Origin of the sequence: Aeromonas sp. 600948 (genome assembly GCF_049174875.1) — a bacterium.
Classification (GTDB): Bacteria; Pseudomonadota; Gammaproteobacteria; order Enterobacterales; family Aeromonadaceae; genus Aeromonas; species Aeromonas veronii_A.
The window spans coordinates 164,626-182,591 of record NZ_JAAKTY010000003.1 but is presented as its reverse complement, the minus strand read 5'-3'; the positions used below and the strand labels follow the sequence as shown (position 1 = coordinate 182,591).

Annotated in this window: 15 protein-coding genes; 4 read left to right on the top strand and 11 right to left on the bottom strand. The window is 61.7% G+C overall.

What is annotated here, in order from left to right:
* Positions 1 to 3: 3 nt before the first annotated feature.
* Genes G5182_RS03945 through G5182_RS03925 form a run of 5 tightly spaced genes read right to left on the bottom strand, consistent with a single transcriptional unit; the run spans position 4 to position 5,448 of the window.
* On the bottom strand, positions 4 to 3,168 hold the full coding sequence (locus G5182_RS03945; protein WP_421254200.1) for an efflux RND transporter permease subunit: 3,165 nt from the start codon (positions 3,166 to 3,168) through the stop codon (positions 4 to 6).
* Complete coding sequence (locus tag G5182_RS03940; RefSeq protein WP_421254218.1) at positions 3,161 to 4,195, bottom strand: efflux RND transporter periplasmic adaptor subunit; 1,035 nt, start codon at positions 4,193 to 4,195, stop codon at positions 3,161 to 3,163. Before G5182_RS03940 ends, G5182_RS03945 begins: the two co-directional genes overlap by 8 nt.
* A gap of 41 nt (positions 4,196 to 4,236) precedes the next feature.
* The gene (locus G5182_RS03935) at positions 4,237 to 4,707 is read right to left on the bottom strand and encodes a YeeE/YedE family protein (protein WP_227340907.1); all 471 of its coding nucleotides are present in this window, start codon (positions 4,705 to 4,707) and stop codon (positions 4,237 to 4,239) included.
* 13 nt (positions 4,708 to 4,720) lie between these two features.
* On the bottom strand, positions 4,721 to 5,134 hold the full coding sequence (locus tag G5182_RS03930; RefSeq protein WP_227340908.1) for a YeeE/YedE family protein: 414 nt from the start codon (positions 5,132 to 5,134) through the stop codon (positions 4,721 to 4,723).
* Positions 5,134 to 5,448 carry an ArsR/SmtB family transcription factor gene (locus G5182_RS03925; protein ID WP_005338008.1) on the bottom strand — a complete coding sequence of 105 codons (315 nt, stop codon included), beginning with the start codon at positions 5,446 to 5,448 and terminating at the stop codon, positions 5,134 to 5,136. The genes G5182_RS03930 and G5182_RS03925 overlap by 1 nt, the downstream gene beginning before the upstream one ends.
* Before the next feature lie 88 nt (positions 5,449 to 5,536).
* On the opposite strand from G5182_RS03925, the gene G5182_RS03920 reads away from it, so the two are divergent.
* The 3 genes from G5182_RS03920 (at position 5,537) to G5182_RS03910 (ending at position 7,506) form a co-directional block, all read left to right on the top strand.
* Entirely contained in the window at positions 5,537 to 5,722 is a 186-nt protein-coding gene (locus G5182_RS03920; protein ID WP_201990468.1) for a YgaP family membrane protein, read from the top strand.
* A 422-nt stretch (positions 5,723 to 6,144) separates the two neighbouring features.
* Complete coding sequence (locus G5182_RS03915) at positions 6,145 to 6,549, top strand: hypothetical protein (RefSeq protein ID WP_227340909.1); 405 nt, start codon at positions 6,145 to 6,147, stop codon at positions 6,547 to 6,549.
* Between the two features lie 228 nt (positions 6,550 to 6,777).
* Positions 6,778 to 7,506, top strand: a complete 729-nt coding sequence (locus G5182_RS03910) for an MgtC/SapB family protein (RefSeq protein ID WP_201990472.1) — start codon at positions 6,778 to 6,780, stop codon at positions 7,504 to 7,506.
* 90 nt (positions 7,507 to 7,596) lie between these two features.
* On the opposite strand, the gene G5182_RS03905 is transcribed toward G5182_RS03910, so the two are convergent.
* The 5 genes from G5182_RS03905 to G5182_RS03885 form a co-directional block, all read right to left on the bottom strand.
* Positions 7,597 to 8,607, bottom strand: coding sequence for a substrate-binding domain-containing protein (locus G5182_RS03905; protein WP_005359254.1), 1,011 nt, complete (start codon positions 8,605 to 8,607; stop codon positions 7,597 to 7,599).
* 27 nt (positions 8,608 to 8,634) lie between these two features.
* Positions 8,635 to 10,050, bottom strand: a complete 1,416-nt coding sequence (locus G5182_RS03900) for a glycoside hydrolase family 32 protein (RefSeq protein WP_100646368.1) — start codon at positions 10,048 to 10,050, stop codon at positions 8,635 to 8,637.
* Positions 10,050 to 11,414 carry a sucrose-specific PTS transporter subunit IIBC gene (locus tag G5182_RS03895; protein ID WP_040065997.1) on the bottom strand — a complete coding sequence of 455 codons (1,365 nt, stop codon included), beginning with the start codon at positions 11,412 to 11,414 and terminating at the stop codon, positions 10,050 to 10,052. Before G5182_RS03895 ends, G5182_RS03900 begins: the two co-directional genes overlap by 1 nt.
* Positions 11,415 to 11,497: 83 nt before the next feature.
* Entirely contained in the window at positions 11,498 to 12,454 is a 957-nt protein-coding gene (locus G5182_RS03890) for an aminoimidazole riboside kinase (protein WP_421249141.1), read from the bottom strand.
* A 115-nt stretch (positions 12,455 to 12,569) separates the two neighbouring features.
* A complete protein-coding gene (locus tag G5182_RS03885; protein ID WP_421249140.1) occupies positions 12,570 to 14,075 on the bottom strand; it encodes a carbohydrate porin in 1,506 nt (501 codons plus the stop codon).
* Between the two features lie 1,192 nt (positions 14,076 to 15,267).
* Between G5182_RS03885 and mgtE the strand changes: the two genes are divergently transcribed.
* Positions 15,268 to 16,647, top strand: coding sequence for a magnesium transporter (gene mgtE / locus G5182_RS03880; protein WP_421254199.1), 1,380 nt, complete (start codon positions 15,268 to 15,270; stop codon positions 16,645 to 16,647).
* A 113-nt stretch (positions 16,648 to 16,760) separates the two neighbouring features.
* Here mgtE and dnaJ read toward each other — a convergent pair whose 3' ends face one another.
* The gene (gene dnaJ, locus G5182_RS03875) at positions 16,761 to 17,903 is read right to left on the bottom strand and encodes a molecular chaperone DnaJ (RefSeq protein WP_421230679.1); all 1,143 of its coding nucleotides are present in this window, start codon (positions 17,901 to 17,903) and stop codon (positions 16,761 to 16,763) included.
* Between the last annotated feature and the right edge of the window lie 63 nt (positions 17,904 to 17,966).

Here is a 17,966-nt window from a genome sequence, read left to right as displayed (position 1 = left end):
CCGTCATGAGCGTCGGGAGAGCAGGGCATAATAGAGCAAGGGTATCACCACCAGGGTGAGCAAAGTGGAGACCAGGATCCCGAAAATCAGGCTGATGGCCAGTCCGTTGAAGATGGGATCATCGAGGATAAACAGGGCCCCGATCATCGCCGCCAGCGCCGTCAGCATGATGGGTTTGGCCCGCACCTGTGCCGCTTCGATCACCGCCTGCTCGAACGCCACTCCGGCGCTGCGCTGCTGCTCGATAAAGTCCACCAGCAGGATGCTGTTGCGCACGATGATCCCGGCCAGAGCAATCATCCCGATCATCGAGGTGGCGGTAAACTGGGCCCCCAGCAGGGCGTGGCCCGGCATCACCCCGATGAGGGTGAGCGGAATGGGGGCCATGATGATGAGCGGCACCAGATAGGAGCGAAACTGGGCCACCACCAGCAGGTAGATGAGGATCATCCCCACCCCGTAGGCAATGCCCATGTCGCGGAAGGTCTCGTAAGTGATCTTCCACTCCCCGTCCCACAACAGCGCCACCTCTCCCAGCTTGTCGGGCTGCTGCACGTAATACTGGGGCAGATCGATATCGGCGCCGGCGCTAAACATGCCGTAGAGCGGGCTGTCGGTATGGCCACCCATGTCGGCCACCACCATCACCATGGGCTGCATGTTCTTGTGCATGATATAGCTGGGAGCCACCTCATCACGGCGACTCACCAGCTCGGAGACCCGCACCAGCTGGCCGCTCTGGCTGCGCACCTTGAGGGCCAGCACGCCCGCCAGATCCCGTTTGTCACCGGGGGCCAGCTCGATGCGGATCGGCACCGGATACTTGGCGCCGTGCCCCTGCAGCCAGCTGGCATCCTGATAACCCACCCCGCCATTGAGGGTGTTCACCAGATCCCCGAGAGCGACCCCGAAGCGGGCCGCCTTGCTGCGATCCACCACCAACCGCCACTTGGGCTGCGGGTCGGTCAGATAGATATCCACGTCCACCAGATCCGGCGTCGCCACAAAACGGGCCTGTACGGCGCGCGCGGCTGCTTCACGGGCGGCCTGAGTCGGGCCATAGATTTCGGCGACGATGGGTGACCAGACCGGTGGGCCGGGCGGCACCTCCACCACTTTCAGGTTGCCACCCACCGCGCTGGCAATGGCCTGCAGCGGGGCCCGCACCGACTGGGCAATCTGGTGGCTGCTGCGATGGCGCTCATGCTTGTCCACCAGATTGACCTGAATATCCCCCACGTTGGCACCGCTGCGAATGAAGTAGTGGCGCACCAGCCCGTTGAAGTTGATGGGGGCGGCGGTGCCGGCGTAGATCTGGTAATCCTTCACCTCGGGCACCTTGGCAAGCTCCCGCCCGACCGCCAGCAGGGTGCGCTCGGTCTGCTCTAGGGTCGCCCCCTCCGGCATGTCGAGCACCAGCTGGAATTCCGACTTGTTGTCGAAGGGGAGCATCTTGAGCACCACCCACTGCACCATGGGCATGGCGGCGGCGCCCGCTACCAGCAGCAGGATGGTCAGCCAGAGCTGGTGTCTCGCACTCCTGGCGCCAGCGCCAATCAGGAAAGGGGTCATCAGTCGCTGAAAGAGACCCACTTTGACCTCGCCGTGGGCACCGTGCACCTCACCCTTGAGCAAATGACTCGCCAGCCAGGGGGAGAAGATAAAGGCCACCAGCAGGGAGATGAGCATCCCCATGCTGGCATTGATGGGGATGGGGCTCATGTAGGGGCCCATCAGCCCGCTGACAAAGGCCATCGGCAGCAGGGCCGCGATCACGGTCAGGGTCGCCAGTATGGTCGGCCCGCCCACCTCGTCCACCGCCCCCGGAATGAGCTCCTTGAGGGAACCCTTGCCCAGGCCACGATGGCGGTGGATGTTCTCCACCACCACGATGGCATCATCCACCAGAATGCCGATGGAGAAGATCAGCGCAAACAACGACACCCGGTTGAGGGTAAAACCCCAGGCCCAGCTGGCAAACAGGGTCAGTGCCAGGGTGATAACGATGGCTACCCCCACCACCAGCGCCTCGCTCCAGCCCATGCTCACCAGCACCAGCAGCACCACCGCCGTGGTGGCAAAAATCAGCTTGCCGATCAGGGTGTTGGATTTGGTCTCGGCGGTGACGCCGTAGTCCCGAGTCACCGTCACCTCGACCCCGGCAGGGATAAGTCGATTCTTGAGGCTCTCGACCCGTGCTTCCACCCGCTTGGCCACCTCGACCGCGTTCTGGCCCGGTTGCTTGCCGATGGCCAGGGTCACCGCCGGATAGCTGCGATCCCCCTGCCCCATCCAGCTACGCTTGGTCGGGGTCTCCTGACCCAGAGAGACCTTGGCCACATCCCCCAGATAGACCGGCTTGCCGTCGTGCAGCCCCACCACCAACTCGCGGGCCTCCTGCTCGCTTTGCAGGAACTGCCCCACCTGCACCTTGATCTCACTGTTGTCCTGCACCACGGCCTGCTCGCTGCCCACCTGATTGGCGGCGGCAAGTCGCTGGCTCAGCTCGCCCCAGCTGATGCCGTGGGCGCTGAGAGCCGCCGGATCCGGCATCACCCGCAGCACGGCACGCTGGCTGCCCAGGCTATAGATATCGCGGGTACCGGGCAGGCGCTTGAGTTCGGTCTCCAGCTCATGGGCGACCTGGGTCAACTCGGGAGCCCCCAGTTGCTTGCTCCCCTCTTTGCTCCATAAGGTCAAACTGACGATAGGGACATCATCGATCCCCCGGGGTTTTACCAGTGGCTGACCCACCCCGATCCCCTGTGGCAGCCAGTCACGATGGGAGTCGAGCTGGTTGTTGAGATCGACGATGGCCTGCTCGCGGCTCACCCCCACCTTGAACACCACCACCAGCAGGGCGCCATCAGGGCGAGAGAAGGAGTAGAGGGTATCGACCCCCTTGATTTGGGAGACCACCTGCTCGGCAGGGGTAGTGACGAGAGACTCCACCTCTGCCGGCGTGGCGCCCGGGAAGGGGATATAGACATCGGCGAAGGTGACATCGATCTGCGGCTCCTCCTCCTTGGGAGTCACCAGCACCGCAAACAGACCGATCAGCAGCCCCACCAACGCCAGCAGCGGGGTGATGGCCGAGCCCTGAAACAGCGCCGCCAGCCGACCGGCAGGCCCCAGCCTCTCCTTGTTGCCGTTCAGCTCGCTACTCATGGGCCACCTCCTCCTGCTGCGCCCAGGCATCGGGAGCCAGCTTGTCACCGGCTTGCAGCCCGGCCAGGATCTCGCACTGCCCTTCAAAGCAATGCCCTACCCGCACCGGCGTCAGGGCCCAGCCAGCGGGCTGCTGCAGATAGACGCCGTTGAACTCCCCTTGCCGCAGCAGAGCGCGATCCGGTACTTGCAGCACCTGACGCTCACCCTGCTTGAGCTGCACCTTGAGCCACATGCCGGGCAATACCCCGGCGGTTTGCGGCGGCAGGTCGAGGCGCAGCCTGAAGGCGTGGCTCTGGCTGTCGGCATAGTTGAAGCGGGTCAGTTTGAGGGGGGTAACGGTGTTGCCATTTGGCAGCAGCACCTGCACATCCGCAGGTTCACGAGCCAGCGTCAGGGCGGATTGGGGCAACTCCACCTCCACCCGCAAGGTGTCGAGGGAGAAGCCGGAGAGCAGCGGCGTGCCGGGAGACACCGTCTCCCCCAACTCCACCAGCCGCTTGGTCACCACCCCGGCGTAGGGGGCCAGAATGCGGGTATAACCGTAGGCCTCCCGGGCCTGAGTGAGGGCTGCGTCGGCAGCGTTTACCTCTGCGCGAGCGGCGCGATCCGTCGCCTGGGCACTGTCGAGCTGGGCGCGGGTGATCACCCCTTTGGCGATCAGTGCCTGAAAGCGGGCAAGCTGGCGCTCTGCCTCCACCTGCTGGGCCTGTGCCCGGGCCAGTCGCGCCTGCGCCCCCGTGACGACGGCAAACTGCTCCTTGCCGCTGATCTCCAGCAGGGGTTGCCCGGCCTGCACCTGATCGTTCACATCCACCAGCATGCGGGAGACCCGACCGCTGGTCTGGGCCGCCACCGTCCCCTGATGGATGGCACTGACGGTGCCATCCAGCGTCAGCCAGTCGGTCACCGGCAGTGGCGCCACTGTCAGCAAGGGCTCTGGCTCCCCTTCCGCGGCCAGGGCGGATGTCATGGCCTGCGATGTCATCACCAACAAGGTGATCCCCAGCAACCGGATCTTTTCCATCATTACTCTCCTTCCCTGGCATCATCAGTCACTTCACGGGATCAGGCGGTATGGGACTGGCGCACCTTATCCTTTCCCCGAGCTGGCGCCTTGGTCAGCACCCTGGCCAGCCCTCTGTCAAACAGCAAGATCCCGGCCACCATGGCCGCGATAAACAACATGATCATGGGCTGCCCGCTGGAAATGAGACTCAGAGCAGGCCCAGGACAGATGCCCACCAATCCCCAGCCGATACCAAACAGCGCAGCCCCGCCAATCAGGCGGCGATCCAGCACGGGAGCGGGAACCCGGGCCATTGGTTCCCCCAGCAGGCTCAGGGGACGGGGTTTCACCAGCAGAAAATAACCCGGCATAAAGACCAGCAGGGCGCCCCCCATCACGAAGGCAAGGCTGGGATCCCAAGTGCCTGCCAGATCGAGAAAACCGGTGACCCGGGCGGGATCCACCATGTCGGAGATGGCCATCCCCAGTCCAAACAGCAGGCCCGCAAACAAACTTGTCAGCAACTTCATGGCGATCAGCCCCTTACAGCAGATGATGAGTGACGAAGACGGTGATAAAGCCTGCCGCCATAAAGGTGAGGGTGGCGACGATGGAGCGCAGGGAGAGCCGCCCCATGCCACAGATGCCGTGGCCGCTGGTGCAGCCATTGCCAAGACGGGTACCGATGCCGACCAGCAGACCGGCCAGCAGCACAACGGGCCAGCCGGGCAGCGTGGTGAATGTGGGCATGCGGGCCCAGCCCAGGTTCAGCGCCAACCAGGCACCCGCCCCGAGCCCCAGCAGAAACAGCACCCGCCACGGCGCACGGTGTTGCAGCGCACCGGCCAGAATACCGCTGATCCCGGCCACCCGGCCGTTGAACAACATCAGGATCAGGGCCGACAGCCCCGCCAGCATGCCACCGCCCAAAGAGAGCAGCCATTGGCTTTCCATCATCAAGATTCCTTATTTTCTGAGTGACAAAAATGGGTTTGCAGCGCGCCCAACACATCGGCGGCCGCCTCGCTCACCAGCGAGTAGTAGATCTGCTGGGAGACCTTGCGCGAACGGATCAGGCCGTAGCGCTTCAATACCGACAGTTGCTGGGAGAAGGCCGACTGCCCGAGTTGGCTATGGGCCAGCAGCTCCCCGACCCCCTTCTCCCCCTCCACCAGCTGGCAGAGCACCATCAGGCGTTCGGGATGAGCCAACGCCTTGAGCAGGGAGGCGGCGGCTGTCGCATGTCTGTTCATCTCGTCGAATTGGCTCATAAGAGTAAATTAGCAATTGCTGATATTTGTTCTATTGTATAAAACAACACTAAATTAGCAACATCTAAAGTAGATAAGGAGAAAGACCATGACAGTAGATAACGGCGTCAGAATCGTCGCGGGTTGCATGTTGCTGCTCTCGCTGATCCTTACCACCTGGGTTCATCCGGGCTTTGTCTGGTTGAGTGCCTTTGTCGGGGTCAACCTGATCCAGAGCGCATTCACCGGTTTCTGCCCGGCCGCCATGCTCCTCAAGCGCCTGGGGCTGAAGTAACAGGTCGCGCAAGACAGGGGCGGTCCTGCTAGCGGGGCGTCATCGCGCGGCGATGGCTATCGTCGCTCCCTGATGCTTATGGAGGTAGCCAGTCGGCCCCATTATTGACAAACTTGTATCTAAATGTTGCTGGAAGGCCGATAAGGCTTTACCTCACCGCTCTGGATGAGTACCATTTTGCCGTTCTTAACACAGCGGAGACCATCAGTGGGCAACTCATCAAGTGACAGTTGTAGACCGACCCTCATCGTCGGTACCAAGGTCGCGAGCTAGCCGCAGGTCTTTCTCTGCCGCATGCTCGCAACCCTGCGAGAAGCGGAAATCCACTCCCCTCTTCTCCCTTTTTACACTTGACGTCAGGTGATCTGGCTTTGCCATGACACCTTGCCTGCATAGTTTCTGCTTCCCACAAGGAGGCTGCTATGCGTTTTATCTCAATCAAACCGGCTGCGGATCGCGCGGTCGCAACAGGTTCTGTTGCACCCCGGGCTCACCCCCTGCTGAGCAAGCTGGGGCGCGGCATGTTGCCACGCTGGCTGGGCGGCAAACCGCGCCAGCACCACTATAGGCTGCAGATCCGCTGCGAGGATCGCGCCGATATGGAGCAGGTGCTGGATATGGTGAGCCACACCCTGCAACCGGCCGGACTGCAACCGATGCAATCGATGAAACCGGGTCGCAGCGGCGGGCGAGAGCTGGTGCTCAATGTGCACTGCACTCCACCCCAGCGCCGCTATCTGGTGCAGTTTGTTCATCAGGTCGGAGTAGCGCATCCGGTGCGCTGGGAGCTGCGTCCGCGCATCGACACGACTCCCGAACTCAACTGACGCGCATCCTGCTGCACTAACGACCGTTCAAGGGGCCAGCCACGCTGGCCCCACTTGTTGCGTCCTCTCCGAGCGTCAGGGCATCTGATGATGCTCGCGCCCCGGAAGCTAAACCCGGGACGCTGCGTTTTTCTGCTGGCCATCCGCTCAATCCCCCTCTGATCCATCCGCCACCCGGCGTTTCATCATGGATTGTGCCAAGCCAGCTTTCATAAGAAGGAGTACGCCATGAAGATGTGGCAACAACTAGACATGCTCTCACTGCTCGACACTCTGGCCAGCCTGCTGCTCGCCTTTGTGCTCGGCAGTCTGGTCGGGCTGGAGCGCCAGTACCGCCAACGTACCGCGGGCCTGCGCACCAACGTGCTGGTCGCCGTGGGAGCCGCCCTGTTCGTCAGCCTGGCCCAGCGAATCTATGACCTGCACGGCGGCAACTACAACGTGGTCCATGTGGTGGCCTATATTGTCTCCGGCATCGGCTTTCTCGGCGCCGGCGTCATCATGCGCGAGTCGGGCAATATCCGTGGCATCAACACCGCCGCCACCCTGTGGGGTGTCGCTGCGGTCGGCGCCGCCTGTGGCGCCGGGCTCGCCATGGAGGCCATTCTGGGCGCCCTGTTCGTGCTGGCCGCCAACACCCTGCTGAGACCGCTGGTCAACCAGATCAACCGTCGCCCGGTAGACAATCTGGATACTGAAGTCACCTACAAGGTGACTGCCCTGACCCCCCGTGAGCATCAAAAGGAGGTGCTGCACTGGCTCGAGGAGATGCTGGAGCAGGCCAACTATCCCATGAGCGAGCTCGACATCGAGCCATTTGGCGAGAGGGATCTGGAGATCTCGGCGGTGCTGCTGGCCACCTCCATTGATGGCGACGAACTGGATGCCCTGATGGTGAAACTCGGCATTCATCCCCATATCAAGCAGATATTCTGGCGCGCCAGTACCACCGACTGAGCTGCCGGCCAGAGGAACGAGCCACCCGCCCACAGCAAAAAGCCCCGCCAGCAATGGCGGGGCTTTTTCATATGGATGAGCGAAGAGTGGCTAGCGGCGGCTGCGCCAGCGCACCCTGGGGGTGATCACCTGGGCGGTCTGTGCGGGAGGACTGCCCGCTATCAGTTGCTGCATCAGCTCGAAAGCGGCGAGGGCCAGCGCCGGACAATCCTGCGCCACCGAGTCGATTCGCATGGGAATGCAGTCGAGCAGGTCGTGATCGTCGAAGGTGCACAGCCGCATCCCTGTCTCCATCAACCCCGCCTCGTTGAGGTAGCGCAGTACCCCTTCCAGCAGGGTAAAGGAGGCGGTAAAGAGCCCCTTGGGGGGCGCTCCCAGCTCGGCCACCAGCTCAGCCATCAGCTGATAACCGGAGCTCGGCTGGTAGTCGCGATGGCGCACCCGGGCGGCATCGGCTTCAAAACCGGCGCGATGGAGCCCCAGCTCATAGCCCGCCAGCCGGTGACGGCTGGGGGAGAGATCCAGCAAACCGCCGAAGTAGTAGATCTCCTCTCCGCACTCGCTGGCCATGTCCCGCACCAGCTCGGCTGTCGCCTTGCAGGCATCGGAGATCACCATGGGCAGGCGCGACTCGCCAATATGGCGGTCGAGCTGTACTACCGGCAGGCGGTCGTGGATGCGGGCATAGATGTCATCGCTGTGGCCGCTGGAGGCGACAATAAGCCCATCCACCTGACGGCTGATGAGGTTGTCCACCACCCGCTGCTCGAGGGCGGGATCATCCTCGGAGCAGGCGATCAGCAGCTGGATGCCCGCCTCCCGGCAGTAGGCCTCGAGGGCACGGGCAATGCGGGCAAAACCGAAGTTGGTGAGATCGGGGATCACCAACCCCCAGGTGTAGCTGCGGGTCTCGCGCAGGGAGCGGGCGTGAAAGCTCGGCAGGTAGTGACACTCCTCCGCCACCGCCTGAATGCGCTTGCGGGTATCGTCGGCAATCCGGTACTCCGCACTCTTCCCGTTGAGCACCAGACTGGCGGTCGCCTTGGACACCCCCGCCAGTTCGGCGATCTGGGCAATCGTGATCCGTTTCTTCTTCTCCACCTGGCCTCCCGGCTGACTAGAACCGGGCTATTGTACTAGGCACGCCGACAGCGACCAGTGATTGAGGCAAATTTTGCAGCCATCATCGCCGTTACCTGATGAAAGTTGCGGCTTTTCCCCGGGGAAGTAGCGCGCCGACAGGCTGTGCCGCCCCTCATCGATGAAACACTCGAGACTGGAGCGATCGCACAGGACGGTGATCCGCCCGCCAGCCCATGGGCTGCTGCGGGTCTCCCACGCTCCGCTCTGCCAGTTCTGGCGCCGTAAGGTGATGCGCCCCGGCTGCCACACCAGCTCGGCCACGGCACCGAACCAGAGGCTCCCCTCATCGCAGAGCTCCATATCGAGCCAGGCCGAGTCGATGGCCAGCCCCGGAAACTCGCCAAGCGTCCCCTCGAAACGGGTCAGTTCTCCCTTGAGCGCCGCAAGCTCCGCCACTGGCCGCTGGCAGAGCCACTCATCCTGCCAGAACAGCTCCCGCGGGCAGCTCATCTGGTGGATCCAGCCGTGAGCGATCGTAGGCTGGCTCATCTCGTTCTCCTCCGGCAGCCCCAGCCAGCCGAACAGGAGGCGGCGCCCCTGACTGTCTCGGGTGGTTTGCGGCGCATAGAACTCGAAGCCCCGATCCAGCTCGTGGAAAGCCCCGTGGGCGAAGCGCTCGCCATCAAAATCGCCCGCCAGCCAGCCGCACTGGTAGAGGTTGCGATAATCCTCGCCCGCCGGGGCAATCCCCTGCGGGCAGCTGATCAGCACATGGCGTTCCCCCAGCGGGAAGAGATCCGGGCACTCCCACATATAGCCAAACTCACCCAGCTCCCCTCGCCCGCTACCGGCGATGGGGCCCACCCGCTGCCAGCTTTGCAGGGTCTCGCCGCGATAGAGCAGCACTTCCCCCTTGTCATCCAGGGTGCGGGCTCCCAGCACCATCAGCCACTGTTTGCCGTCGTGCCACACCTTGGGGTCGCGCACGTGGCCGCTGTAGCCTGCGGGTAGATCCAGCACCGGCCCCAGCTTGGCAAAACCACCCTCACCGTCGGCGCGGGCCAGACACTGATAGGCGGTGCGGCTGCCATCCGGGTATTTGACATTGCCGGTGTAGATAAGGGTCAGACGCCCCTGCTCGTCGCTCACCGCAGAGCCCGAATAGCAGCCGTGGCTCTCATAGGCTTCGGTGGGCAACAGCGCCACCGGCTCGTGCTGCCAATGCAGCAGATCGGTGGAGGTGACATGGCCCCAGCCCTTGTTGCGGTGCTCGCAGCCCAGCGGATTCCACTGGTAGAAGAGGTGGTAGCGCCCGTCGTGCTCGATAAAGCCGTTGGGATCGTTGAGCAGCCCCACCGGGGCTGCCAGATGCCAGCGGGGCCGATGGGGATCGGCCGCCGCCTTGAGCTGTCCGGCCAGCAGCGACCGGACAATCTGGTTGAGAAGATCGCTTTCCTTCATCACTCCACCTTGTATTTGAGCAGGTAGGAAGCGGCGAAGGCGGCACCAAAGGCGATCACCAGCCCGATGATGTAGTGAATAAGGCTCATGGGCTGGACGATGGCCATGCCGGGAATACCGGTCAGCCCTACCGCCGTCATCCCCACCTTGGCCGCCACCACGTAGGCGCCGCCGCAGGCCCCGCCAAACAGACCGGCAAGGAAAGGTTTGATATAGCGCAGGTTCACCCCGAAGATGGCAGCCTCGGTGATGCCCAGCAGGCAGGACATGGCAGCCGGCACGGTAATGGCCTTGATCTTCACATCACGAGTCTTGAAGTAGACCGCGAGGCAAGCCCCACCCTGTGCCACGTTGGCCATGGCCCAGATGGGCAGCAGGAAGTTGACGCCAATTTGCGGATTGGCCAACAACCCCGCCTCGATGGCATGGAAGCTGTGGTGGATGCCGGTGATGACGATAAGCGAGTAAGTGCCGCCAAACACCAGCCCCGCCAGCCAGCCCGCCTGCTCATAGAGGGCACTCAGACCGAACGAGATGCCATCCCCCAATACCCGACCCGCCGGGCCGATAAAGAGCAGCGCCACGAAACCGGTGATGATGACGGTCAAAAACGGGGTGAGGATCAGATCCAGCGCATCCGGAATGCGCTTGCGCAGCTGCTTCTCCAGATGGGACATAAACCAGACCGCCAAGAGCACCGGGAAGACGGTGCCCTGATAGCCGATCATCGCAACATCCAGCCCGAAGAAGTCCATAGTCTTGAAGCCACCGGCCACGCCCCAGGCGTTGGTCAGCGCCGGGTGGGTGAGGATGCCACCAAGGGTCGCCCCGAGGTACGGATTGCCGCCAAACTCCCGCGCCGCCGTAAAGCCGATGAGGATCGGCAGTATGATAAAGGCCGCCGAGCTGAACATGTCGAGCATCACGAACAGGGCGCTGTCGGCATTGGCCCAGCCGTAGGTGCGCACCATGCCAAGCAGCCCCATCAGCAAGCCCGAGGCGACGATGGCCGGAATGATCGGCACGAAGATGTTGGAGAGGGTTCGCGCCAACCGCTGGGCCACGTTGAGCTTGGCCGCCGCCATGTCGGTCAGCTCCGCCTTGCTGGCGGTGCCGGTACCGGTCAGCGTCACAAACTCCGCATAGACCTTGTTGACCAGACCGGTGCCGAAGATCACCTGAATTTGGCCCGCGTTGCTAAAGCACCCCTTGACCCCCTCCAGCTTGTCGATGGCGGCCTTGTTTACCTTGCTGTCATCGGCCAGCACCAACCGCAGCCGGGTGGCGCAGTGGGCAGCGCTGACAATGTTCTCCTTGCCCCCGAGCAGGGGCACCAGATCCTTGGCTATCGCACTGATATTCATATTCTTCCTCTTATGACCCGCCACGCTGGCGGGCCCTAGTCACATGAGAGTAGGGGCTGTTGCACCGGGCTTCTAGCCTCAGCTCAACAGCCGCTTGCGCCTGATCGCAAAAAGGCATCCAGTTCGGTGCGGGTCGGCAGCGCCGTCATCGCCCCCTTGGCGGTGGTGGCGAGCGCCCCGCTGCCGTGGGCCTGAGCCAGGATGGCGGGTAGCTCGGCCAGAGTCGGCAGCGAGGTCCGCCCGGCCAGCGCCGCCAGCAGACCGGCGACGAAGGCATCCCCCGCCCCCGTGGTGTCGATGGGCGTCACTTTCTGCCCCACCCACTCCAGCAACTCGCCATCAAGGCGAGCCACCACCCCGGCCGCCCCTCTGGTCACCAGCACCAGCGCCGGGCCAGAGAGAGTGGCAAGCCCAGCGACCAGTTCATCCTCTCCACTCAGCAGTTGCAGCTCCTCAATGGAGAGCTTGACCACATCCGCCTGTGCAATGGCCTGACGCACCAGCGGCAGCATCTCGGCGGGGTTTCCCCACACCTCGGGGCGCAGGTTGGGGTCGAAACAGACTCGCCCGCCAGCCGCCTTGATGGCCGCCATGGCCTGCAGGCTGCTGGTGCGCACCGGCTCGTTGGCGAGCGCGATGGAGCAGGTGAGAAGCCACTGACCGGCGTCGAAGCGGGGCAACTCATTTGGGGTGAGGAACTGGTCGGCACTGGGGCGCACCATAAAGGTGAAGCTGCGCTCCCCCTCATCATCCAGTGCCACCAGCACGGTAGAGGTGCGATGGTCTGGATCGAGCCGCAGCGCACCGATATCCACCCCCTCCCCGCTCAAGGTGTCGGCCATAAAGCGGCCGAACGGATCGGCACCAACCCGGCCGATAAAGGCCGCATCGCCACCCAGCCGTGCCACACCAACCGCCACATTGGCAGGGGCGCCACCCGGACACTTGAGGTAGTGCAACGCCCCTTCCGGGATCAAGTCCACCACCGCATCCCCCATTACCCACACACGATTCGTCACCTTGCTACTCCACTGCTGCATCGGATCCACGGTCAAACCCGAACTCTGTTCTGGTGGCTGACATTATCAGCTAAACCGTTTTAGCCAACCAACAGATCTCGGCACCGGCTGCCATTTTTGTGATCGGGATAACGAACTAGAACCAGGTTTCCATCTGTACGCCAAAGTTCCACTCGCCACCGGCGGTGAAGTTGCTCTGACCCATGGCATCGTCGCTGGCGTAGTTGTCAAGCTCGGAGGACCAGTCCATCCAGGTGGCGAACACCCTAAGCTCAGGCCGCTCGAAGAATCCGGCGGTCTGCGCCTTGAAGGTGGGGGCGAAGGTGAGTTTGGTGAAGTTGCCGTTCACCGCCTGGCGTCCCTTGTAACCCTTGGGATCGAGATCCATGTACTGCCAGGCCGCCTCGTAGACCAGCTCGACGTTCTGACTCAGCACCTGCGCCACCCGGGTATTGAAGGTGAGCCAGCGGTACTCGTCCCCTTTCACGTAGCGATCCAGACTCTGCTCGGCCAGCAGGGCCGGGGCAAAACGCCAGCGCGAGTTGAGATCGGTGGCGCCAAACACGGCGACCCGCACCGCATCGGCGTCCGGCAACAGCTCGCTGTCAGAGCCCAGCCCCTTGACCTCGGCCCCCAGTCCATGACCGTACAGCACCGCCGCCTTGGCAAAACCGGGGTTGAGGCCAAAGAAGCTCTCGCCGTGGTAGGCCAGCAGGGTGTGTGCCCCCTTGTCCGCCGCCTCGCTGCCCGCCCCCTTGTCATTGATGCGGGCGTCATTGTCCTTGGCCGAGAGACCGTTCACCATCCACTGCCAGTTGCCGACGCGGTTGTTCATGGTGAGGATGTAGCTCTCGATATCGGAGAGGCCGCTGGCGCTGATGTCGCCGTAATCCCGGCCATAGAGGGAGAAGTTGGCCTTCCAGCTGTCGGCCAGCTGCACGTCGTAGACGCCGCCGCCGGTACCGGCCAGGAACACCACGTCGGAATCGAGCCAGTGGATATCGAAGTTGTCCCGATCAAAGCGCTTGCCCGCCCACAGCACCGCATTCTTGAAGGGGCCGTCGAAGCTCGCCAGATTGCCGATCTCGGCAAACACCTGACGGGTATTGAGGCTTGAATAGCTGGCGGTCCAGTCGTTGCTGGTCTCCACCCCATCCGCCAGCATCAGCTTGTAGCGGGCCCAGCTGCCATCCTCAAAGGTCTGGGTTTTCAGCAGGTTGGCCTCCATGTAGGTGTCATCCTCGTTGCCAAGGCGACCGACGGCCCCGCCCACCGAACCGGCTGGCGTGATGTAGGGGCCGCCGCGCCCACCGTTGCCATTGCTGTTGACCAACAGGCCCGAGCGGGCATAGCCGTGAAACTCGAAGCCCTGGGCACCAGCGGTCTTCTCATCCACCTGCTGGCTGCGGTTGTCGGCCACCTGCGCCTGCTCGCTCGCCGCACTCGCCTTCACTTCCGCCTGACTGGCACGGCTCTCTGCCGCCTCGGCTCTCGCTTCGGCTGCCTGTACCCGCGCCTCCAGCGCCGCCAATCTGGCCTCGACACTCTCACCTGCAATACTCGCCTGCGCCGCCCACAGCGGGCTGCTCATCCCCAATCCCAGCGCTACCGCCAGCGCCAACTTGCTCTTGAACATCATCATCTTCCTCACCTGTCATCTGTGGCCCGGACGGGCGCTGTTGTTATCGACAGCCAGAGCATAGCTAAACCAATTTAGCTAACTCAATATGACAACTAAACCGTTTCAGCAACAGTGTGAGCGGGATAACATTTGTACAGCAGGAATTGGCGGGAGTTGTGAGGAGGATCCCTCATCAGGATCCACTCAATAAGGCGGATCCCGATTCTGCGAGCAGCGACCCTGACAATGTGAATAGGAAGGGGGGCACCTCACCACCAACCGGATCAGGGTGCTGGCGATGGGTCTGCCAGGTATCGGCATACCCTATGCGTCATTCTGTTGGTGGAGATTGTTACACGCATTACACCATCAGGTTCGGCTACAAAGCAGCGTAAATAATACCGATCACGCATGCGATATGGCTGAATACGCGACATTCCTGTCGTTCAATTACCAAAATATCAATAAAGATGTTTCTAAATGTTTCTGGCGGTGGATTAATTATTTACCAATAAGAACCATTCCAGTAGCATCGCAGCATTGATTAATAACGGAGACCATCAGTGGGCAATTCATCAGATGACAGTAGGTTGTTGAGCTCGTCAGCCAATACCTGAGTCGCGAGATCCCCGCAGATTGTTCTGCCGCTATCTCGCACTATGCGGAGAGCGGTTTATTTGCACCTGAGTGCAATTCCTTCCCTGTATTCACTCGATGTCTGTTACTGACGCCATCCAATGCTACAGACTGGATGCGTAAATAATGCCTGCATGGGTCTTCTCCTGATATCAGGGTCACCATGTCATTACCACTGTTACCTCATCACGCCATGTTTTTCCGCCTCTGGCGTGCGTCAACGATGGCGAACCTCTATCGCTGCAGGTCAGTAGCCACAAGGCTTTTGACAAGGTGGCATGGGAGATGGCAACAGCCGCTAGCCGGGCGACGACCGTCCCGCGATCCGCTCCACCTTCATTTACTTGTGCCGAGTGCAACACCTGTTCATTCCCCATGCGTGGCTATTGACGGGTAAGCATATGACGATTCTTTACATCAATCAGGAGGTGTGTCATGGACCCTGACCCTGGAGCCGGTATCGGCGACTAGTCCGGATTAATTTTCGGGCGTTATTTCCTTATCTATTTTTGCTGATGTGATGTCAGTCGGAATTCTATTTTCTATTTTCCAGGCTGATGTATTAAAGGATATATAAATGCAATACCAAGATATTCACCAACAACTGTATGTACTGCTGCAAAACAAGGATCGTATGGGGATCCAGAGTCTCAGCCTGAATATTCATGAGGTCGATCTGGCACAAGCGATAAACCGCCTGACAGATAAACATATTCATACCTTTCTCAATCTGGTTCCTGCATTGCGTGCCGCACGCATCTTCCGCCATCTGCCCAGCGATATTCAGGCCAGCCTGGTACGTTCCATGGCCAAGCCCCAATTGGAGGAGTTGTGTACCCGCCTATCCCCCGATGACAGAGCCGATCTCTACAATCGTCTGCCCGCAGCCTTGCGCCAGACCCTGCTCGATGCGATGACAGATGAAGAACGTGAGGATACGCAACGGTTGGCCTCTTACCCGGAAAACCTCGTCGGCTCCATCATGAGCTCGGATTGTGCCAGCCTGACGGCTGACATCACTGTGGGAGAGGGGCTGCAACGGCTGCGCAGCACTGCTGCCGACAGGGAGAGCATCTATACCCTGTATGTCGTGGATGAAATGCGCCGCCTCATCGGGGTTGTCTCCCTGCGCGAACTGTTTCTCGCCGACAGCAAAACCCCCATCTCGGCCATTATGCAGCGCGAGCTGGTGAGTATTCAGGCCGATGCCCCCAAAGGCGAAGCCGCGGAGATGATCGCCCGTTACAACCTGCTGGCCCTCCCCGTATTGAATCAGGATCAGCAGTTGCTCGGCATGGTGACCGTGGATGATGCAATGGATGTTGCCGAAGAGGAAGATGCCAACCGGATTGCCCGCTTCGGTGGTACGGCTGCGCTGGGAGGTCCCGAACTTGATCTTCGCGCATCCAGCACCTTTAACATGTTCAGCGCCCGATTCTTCTGGCTGGCGGTCTTGACCGTATTCGGCATACTGACCAGCAATCTGGTCGCCGCTCAGGAAGAACTCATCAGCGAAGTACTGATCCTCGCAGCCTTTATTGCCCCTATTATCGACATGGGGGGCAACTCGGGCAGCCAGTCGGCCACCTTGGTGATCCGGGCAATGGGCATGGGTCAGATCAAGCTGAGCATGCGTGACTTCTTTTTCGTGCTGCGGCGCGATCTGCCCGTCGCAATGGCTCTGGGGCTGGGTGTCGCCCTGCTGGAAGGGGTGATGGCATTCTGGAGCAAGAGCATCGGCTGGGACATCGTCATGATTGTCAGCCTCTCTGCCATGACGGTGACTGTGGTTGGCAGCCTGCTTGGTCTGGTCCTGCCGTTTGCCGCACGGAAGATGGGGACTGATCCGGCAACCCTCAGCTCCCCCATGCTCACCTCGATCATGGATCTGTTGGGCGTGCTGATCTATTTTGGTTTCGCCTATGCCTTCCTCTGTGGGTCACTGGCTGCTGCCTGACAGCGCACAGCAGATGGGGGCAGCCAAACCACCGCCATCTCCGATAGTTCAAGATAAAAGAGAGGGAGGCATCACGCCTCCCTCTCTCTTTATATCGACACGGGTCTATGCCATCACTTGGTCAGATCGTCGAAGAAGCGTTTCACCCCTTCGAAGAAGCCTTCCGATTTCGGCTTGTGGGTCTTGGCAGCGGCGCCGCTGAAGGATTCGTCCAGCTGGCGCAACAGCTCTTTCTGCTGCTCGGTGAGGTTGACCGGAGTCTCGATCACCACCTTGCACATCAGATCCCCTACCTGACCGGAGCGTACTGACTTCACGCCCTTGCCACGCATGCGGAACATCTTGCCGGTCTGGGTCTCCGGAGTGACCTTGAGCTTGACGCGGCCATCCAGGGTCGGCACTTCAATCTCGCCACCCAGGGCAGCTGCGGTGAAGCTGATGGGCACTTCGCAGTAGAGGTTGTTGCCGTCACGCACGAAGATCTCGTGCTCTTTGACGTGCACCTGTACGTAGAGATCCCCTGCCGGAGCTCCCGCTTCCCCCGCTTCCCCTTCACCGGAGAGACGGATGCGGTCGCCGGTATCGACACCCGCCGGAATTTTCACCGACAGGGTCTTGGTGCGCTGGTAGCGACCTTCACCGTGGCACTTGCGGCACGGATCCTTGATGATCTTGCCGCGACCGTGACAGTGCGGACACGCCTGCTGAACCGCGAAGAAGCCCTGACGCATCTGCACCTGGCCGGAGCCGTGGCAGGTCGGGCAAGTCTGGGCGCTGCTGCCGGTGTGGGCACCGGAGCCGTTACAGACTTCGCAGTGGACCAGAGTCGGCACCTTGATCTCCTTGGAGACCCCGCGCACCGCCTCTTCAAGCGTCAGCTCCATGGTATAACGCAGGTCGGAGCCACGGGCCGGGCCACGACGGGCACCACCACGGCCACCGCCGAAGATGTCACCGAATACGTCACCAAACATGTCGGCGAAGTCGGCACCGCCGCCAAAGCCACCGTGGCCACCGCCACCCTGGCTCGGGTCGACACCGGCATGACCGTACTGATCGTAGCGGGCGCGCAGGTTGGCATCAGTCAGCACCTCGTAGGCCTCTTTGACCTCTTTGAACTTCTCTTCGGCACTGGCATCGCCCTGATTGCGGTCAGGGTGATACTTCATGGCCAGACGCTTGTACGCCTTCTTGATCTCGCGCTCGTCGGCACCTTTTGACACCCCGAGCACTTCGTAGAAATCGCGCTTCGACATACTCATCCTGTGGTTACGCAGACGGGCGTTGGTCACCCAACGCCCGTAAATTCATTGACTAAG

Coding starts and splice junctions, on each gene's coding strand:
- G5182_RS03910 (WP_201990472.1), top strand. CDS start 6,778: ATGAAGATGTGGCAACAACTAGACATGCTCTCACTGCTCGACACTCTG.
- mgtE (WP_421254199.1), top strand. CDS start 15,268: ATGCAATACCAAGATATTCACCAACAACTGTATGTACTGCTGCAAAAC.
- G5182_RS03925 (WP_005338008.1), bottom strand. CDS start 5,448: ATGAGCCAATTCGACGAGATGAACAGACATGCGACAGCCGCCGCCTCC.
- G5182_RS03935 (WP_227340907.1), bottom strand. CDS start 4,707: ATGAAGTTGCTGACAAGTTTGTTTGCGGGCCTGCTGTTTGGACTGGGG.
- G5182_RS03930 (WP_227340908.1), bottom strand. CDS start 5,134: ATGATGGAAAGCCAATGGCTGCTCTCTTTGGGCGGTGGCATGCTGGCG.
- G5182_RS03915 (WP_227340909.1), top strand. CDS start 6,145: ATGCGTTTTATCTCAATCAAACCGGCTGCGGATCGCGCGGTCGCAACA.
- G5182_RS03890 (WP_421249141.1), bottom strand. CDS start 12,454: ATGCAGCAGTGGAGTAGCAAGGTGACGAATCGTGTGTGGGTAATGGGG.
- G5182_RS03940 (WP_421254218.1), bottom strand. CDS start 4,195: ATGGAAAAGATCCGGTTGCTGGGGATCACCTTGTTGGTGATGACATCG.
- G5182_RS03895 (WP_040065997.1), bottom strand. CDS start 11,414: ATGAATATCAGTGCGATAGCCAAGGATCTGGTGCCCCTGCTCGGGGGC.
- G5182_RS03900 (WP_100646368.1), bottom strand. CDS start 10,050: ATGAAGGAAAGCGATCTTCTCAACCAGATTGTCCGGTCGCTGCTGGCC.
- G5182_RS03945 (WP_421254200.1), bottom strand. CDS start 3,168: ATGAGTAGCGAGCTGAACGGCAACAAGGAGAGGCTGGGGCCTGCCGGT.
- G5182_RS03920 (WP_201990468.1), top strand. CDS start 5,537: ATGACAGTAGATAACGGCGTCAGAATCGTCGCGGGTTGCATGTTGCTG.
- G5182_RS03885 (WP_421249140.1), bottom strand. CDS start 14,075: ATGATGATGTTCAAGAGCAAGTTGGCGCTGGCGGTAGCGCTGGGATTG.
- dnaJ (WP_421230679.1), bottom strand. CDS start 17,903: ATGTCGAAGCGCGATTTCTACGAAGTGCTCGGGGTGTCAAAAGGTGCC.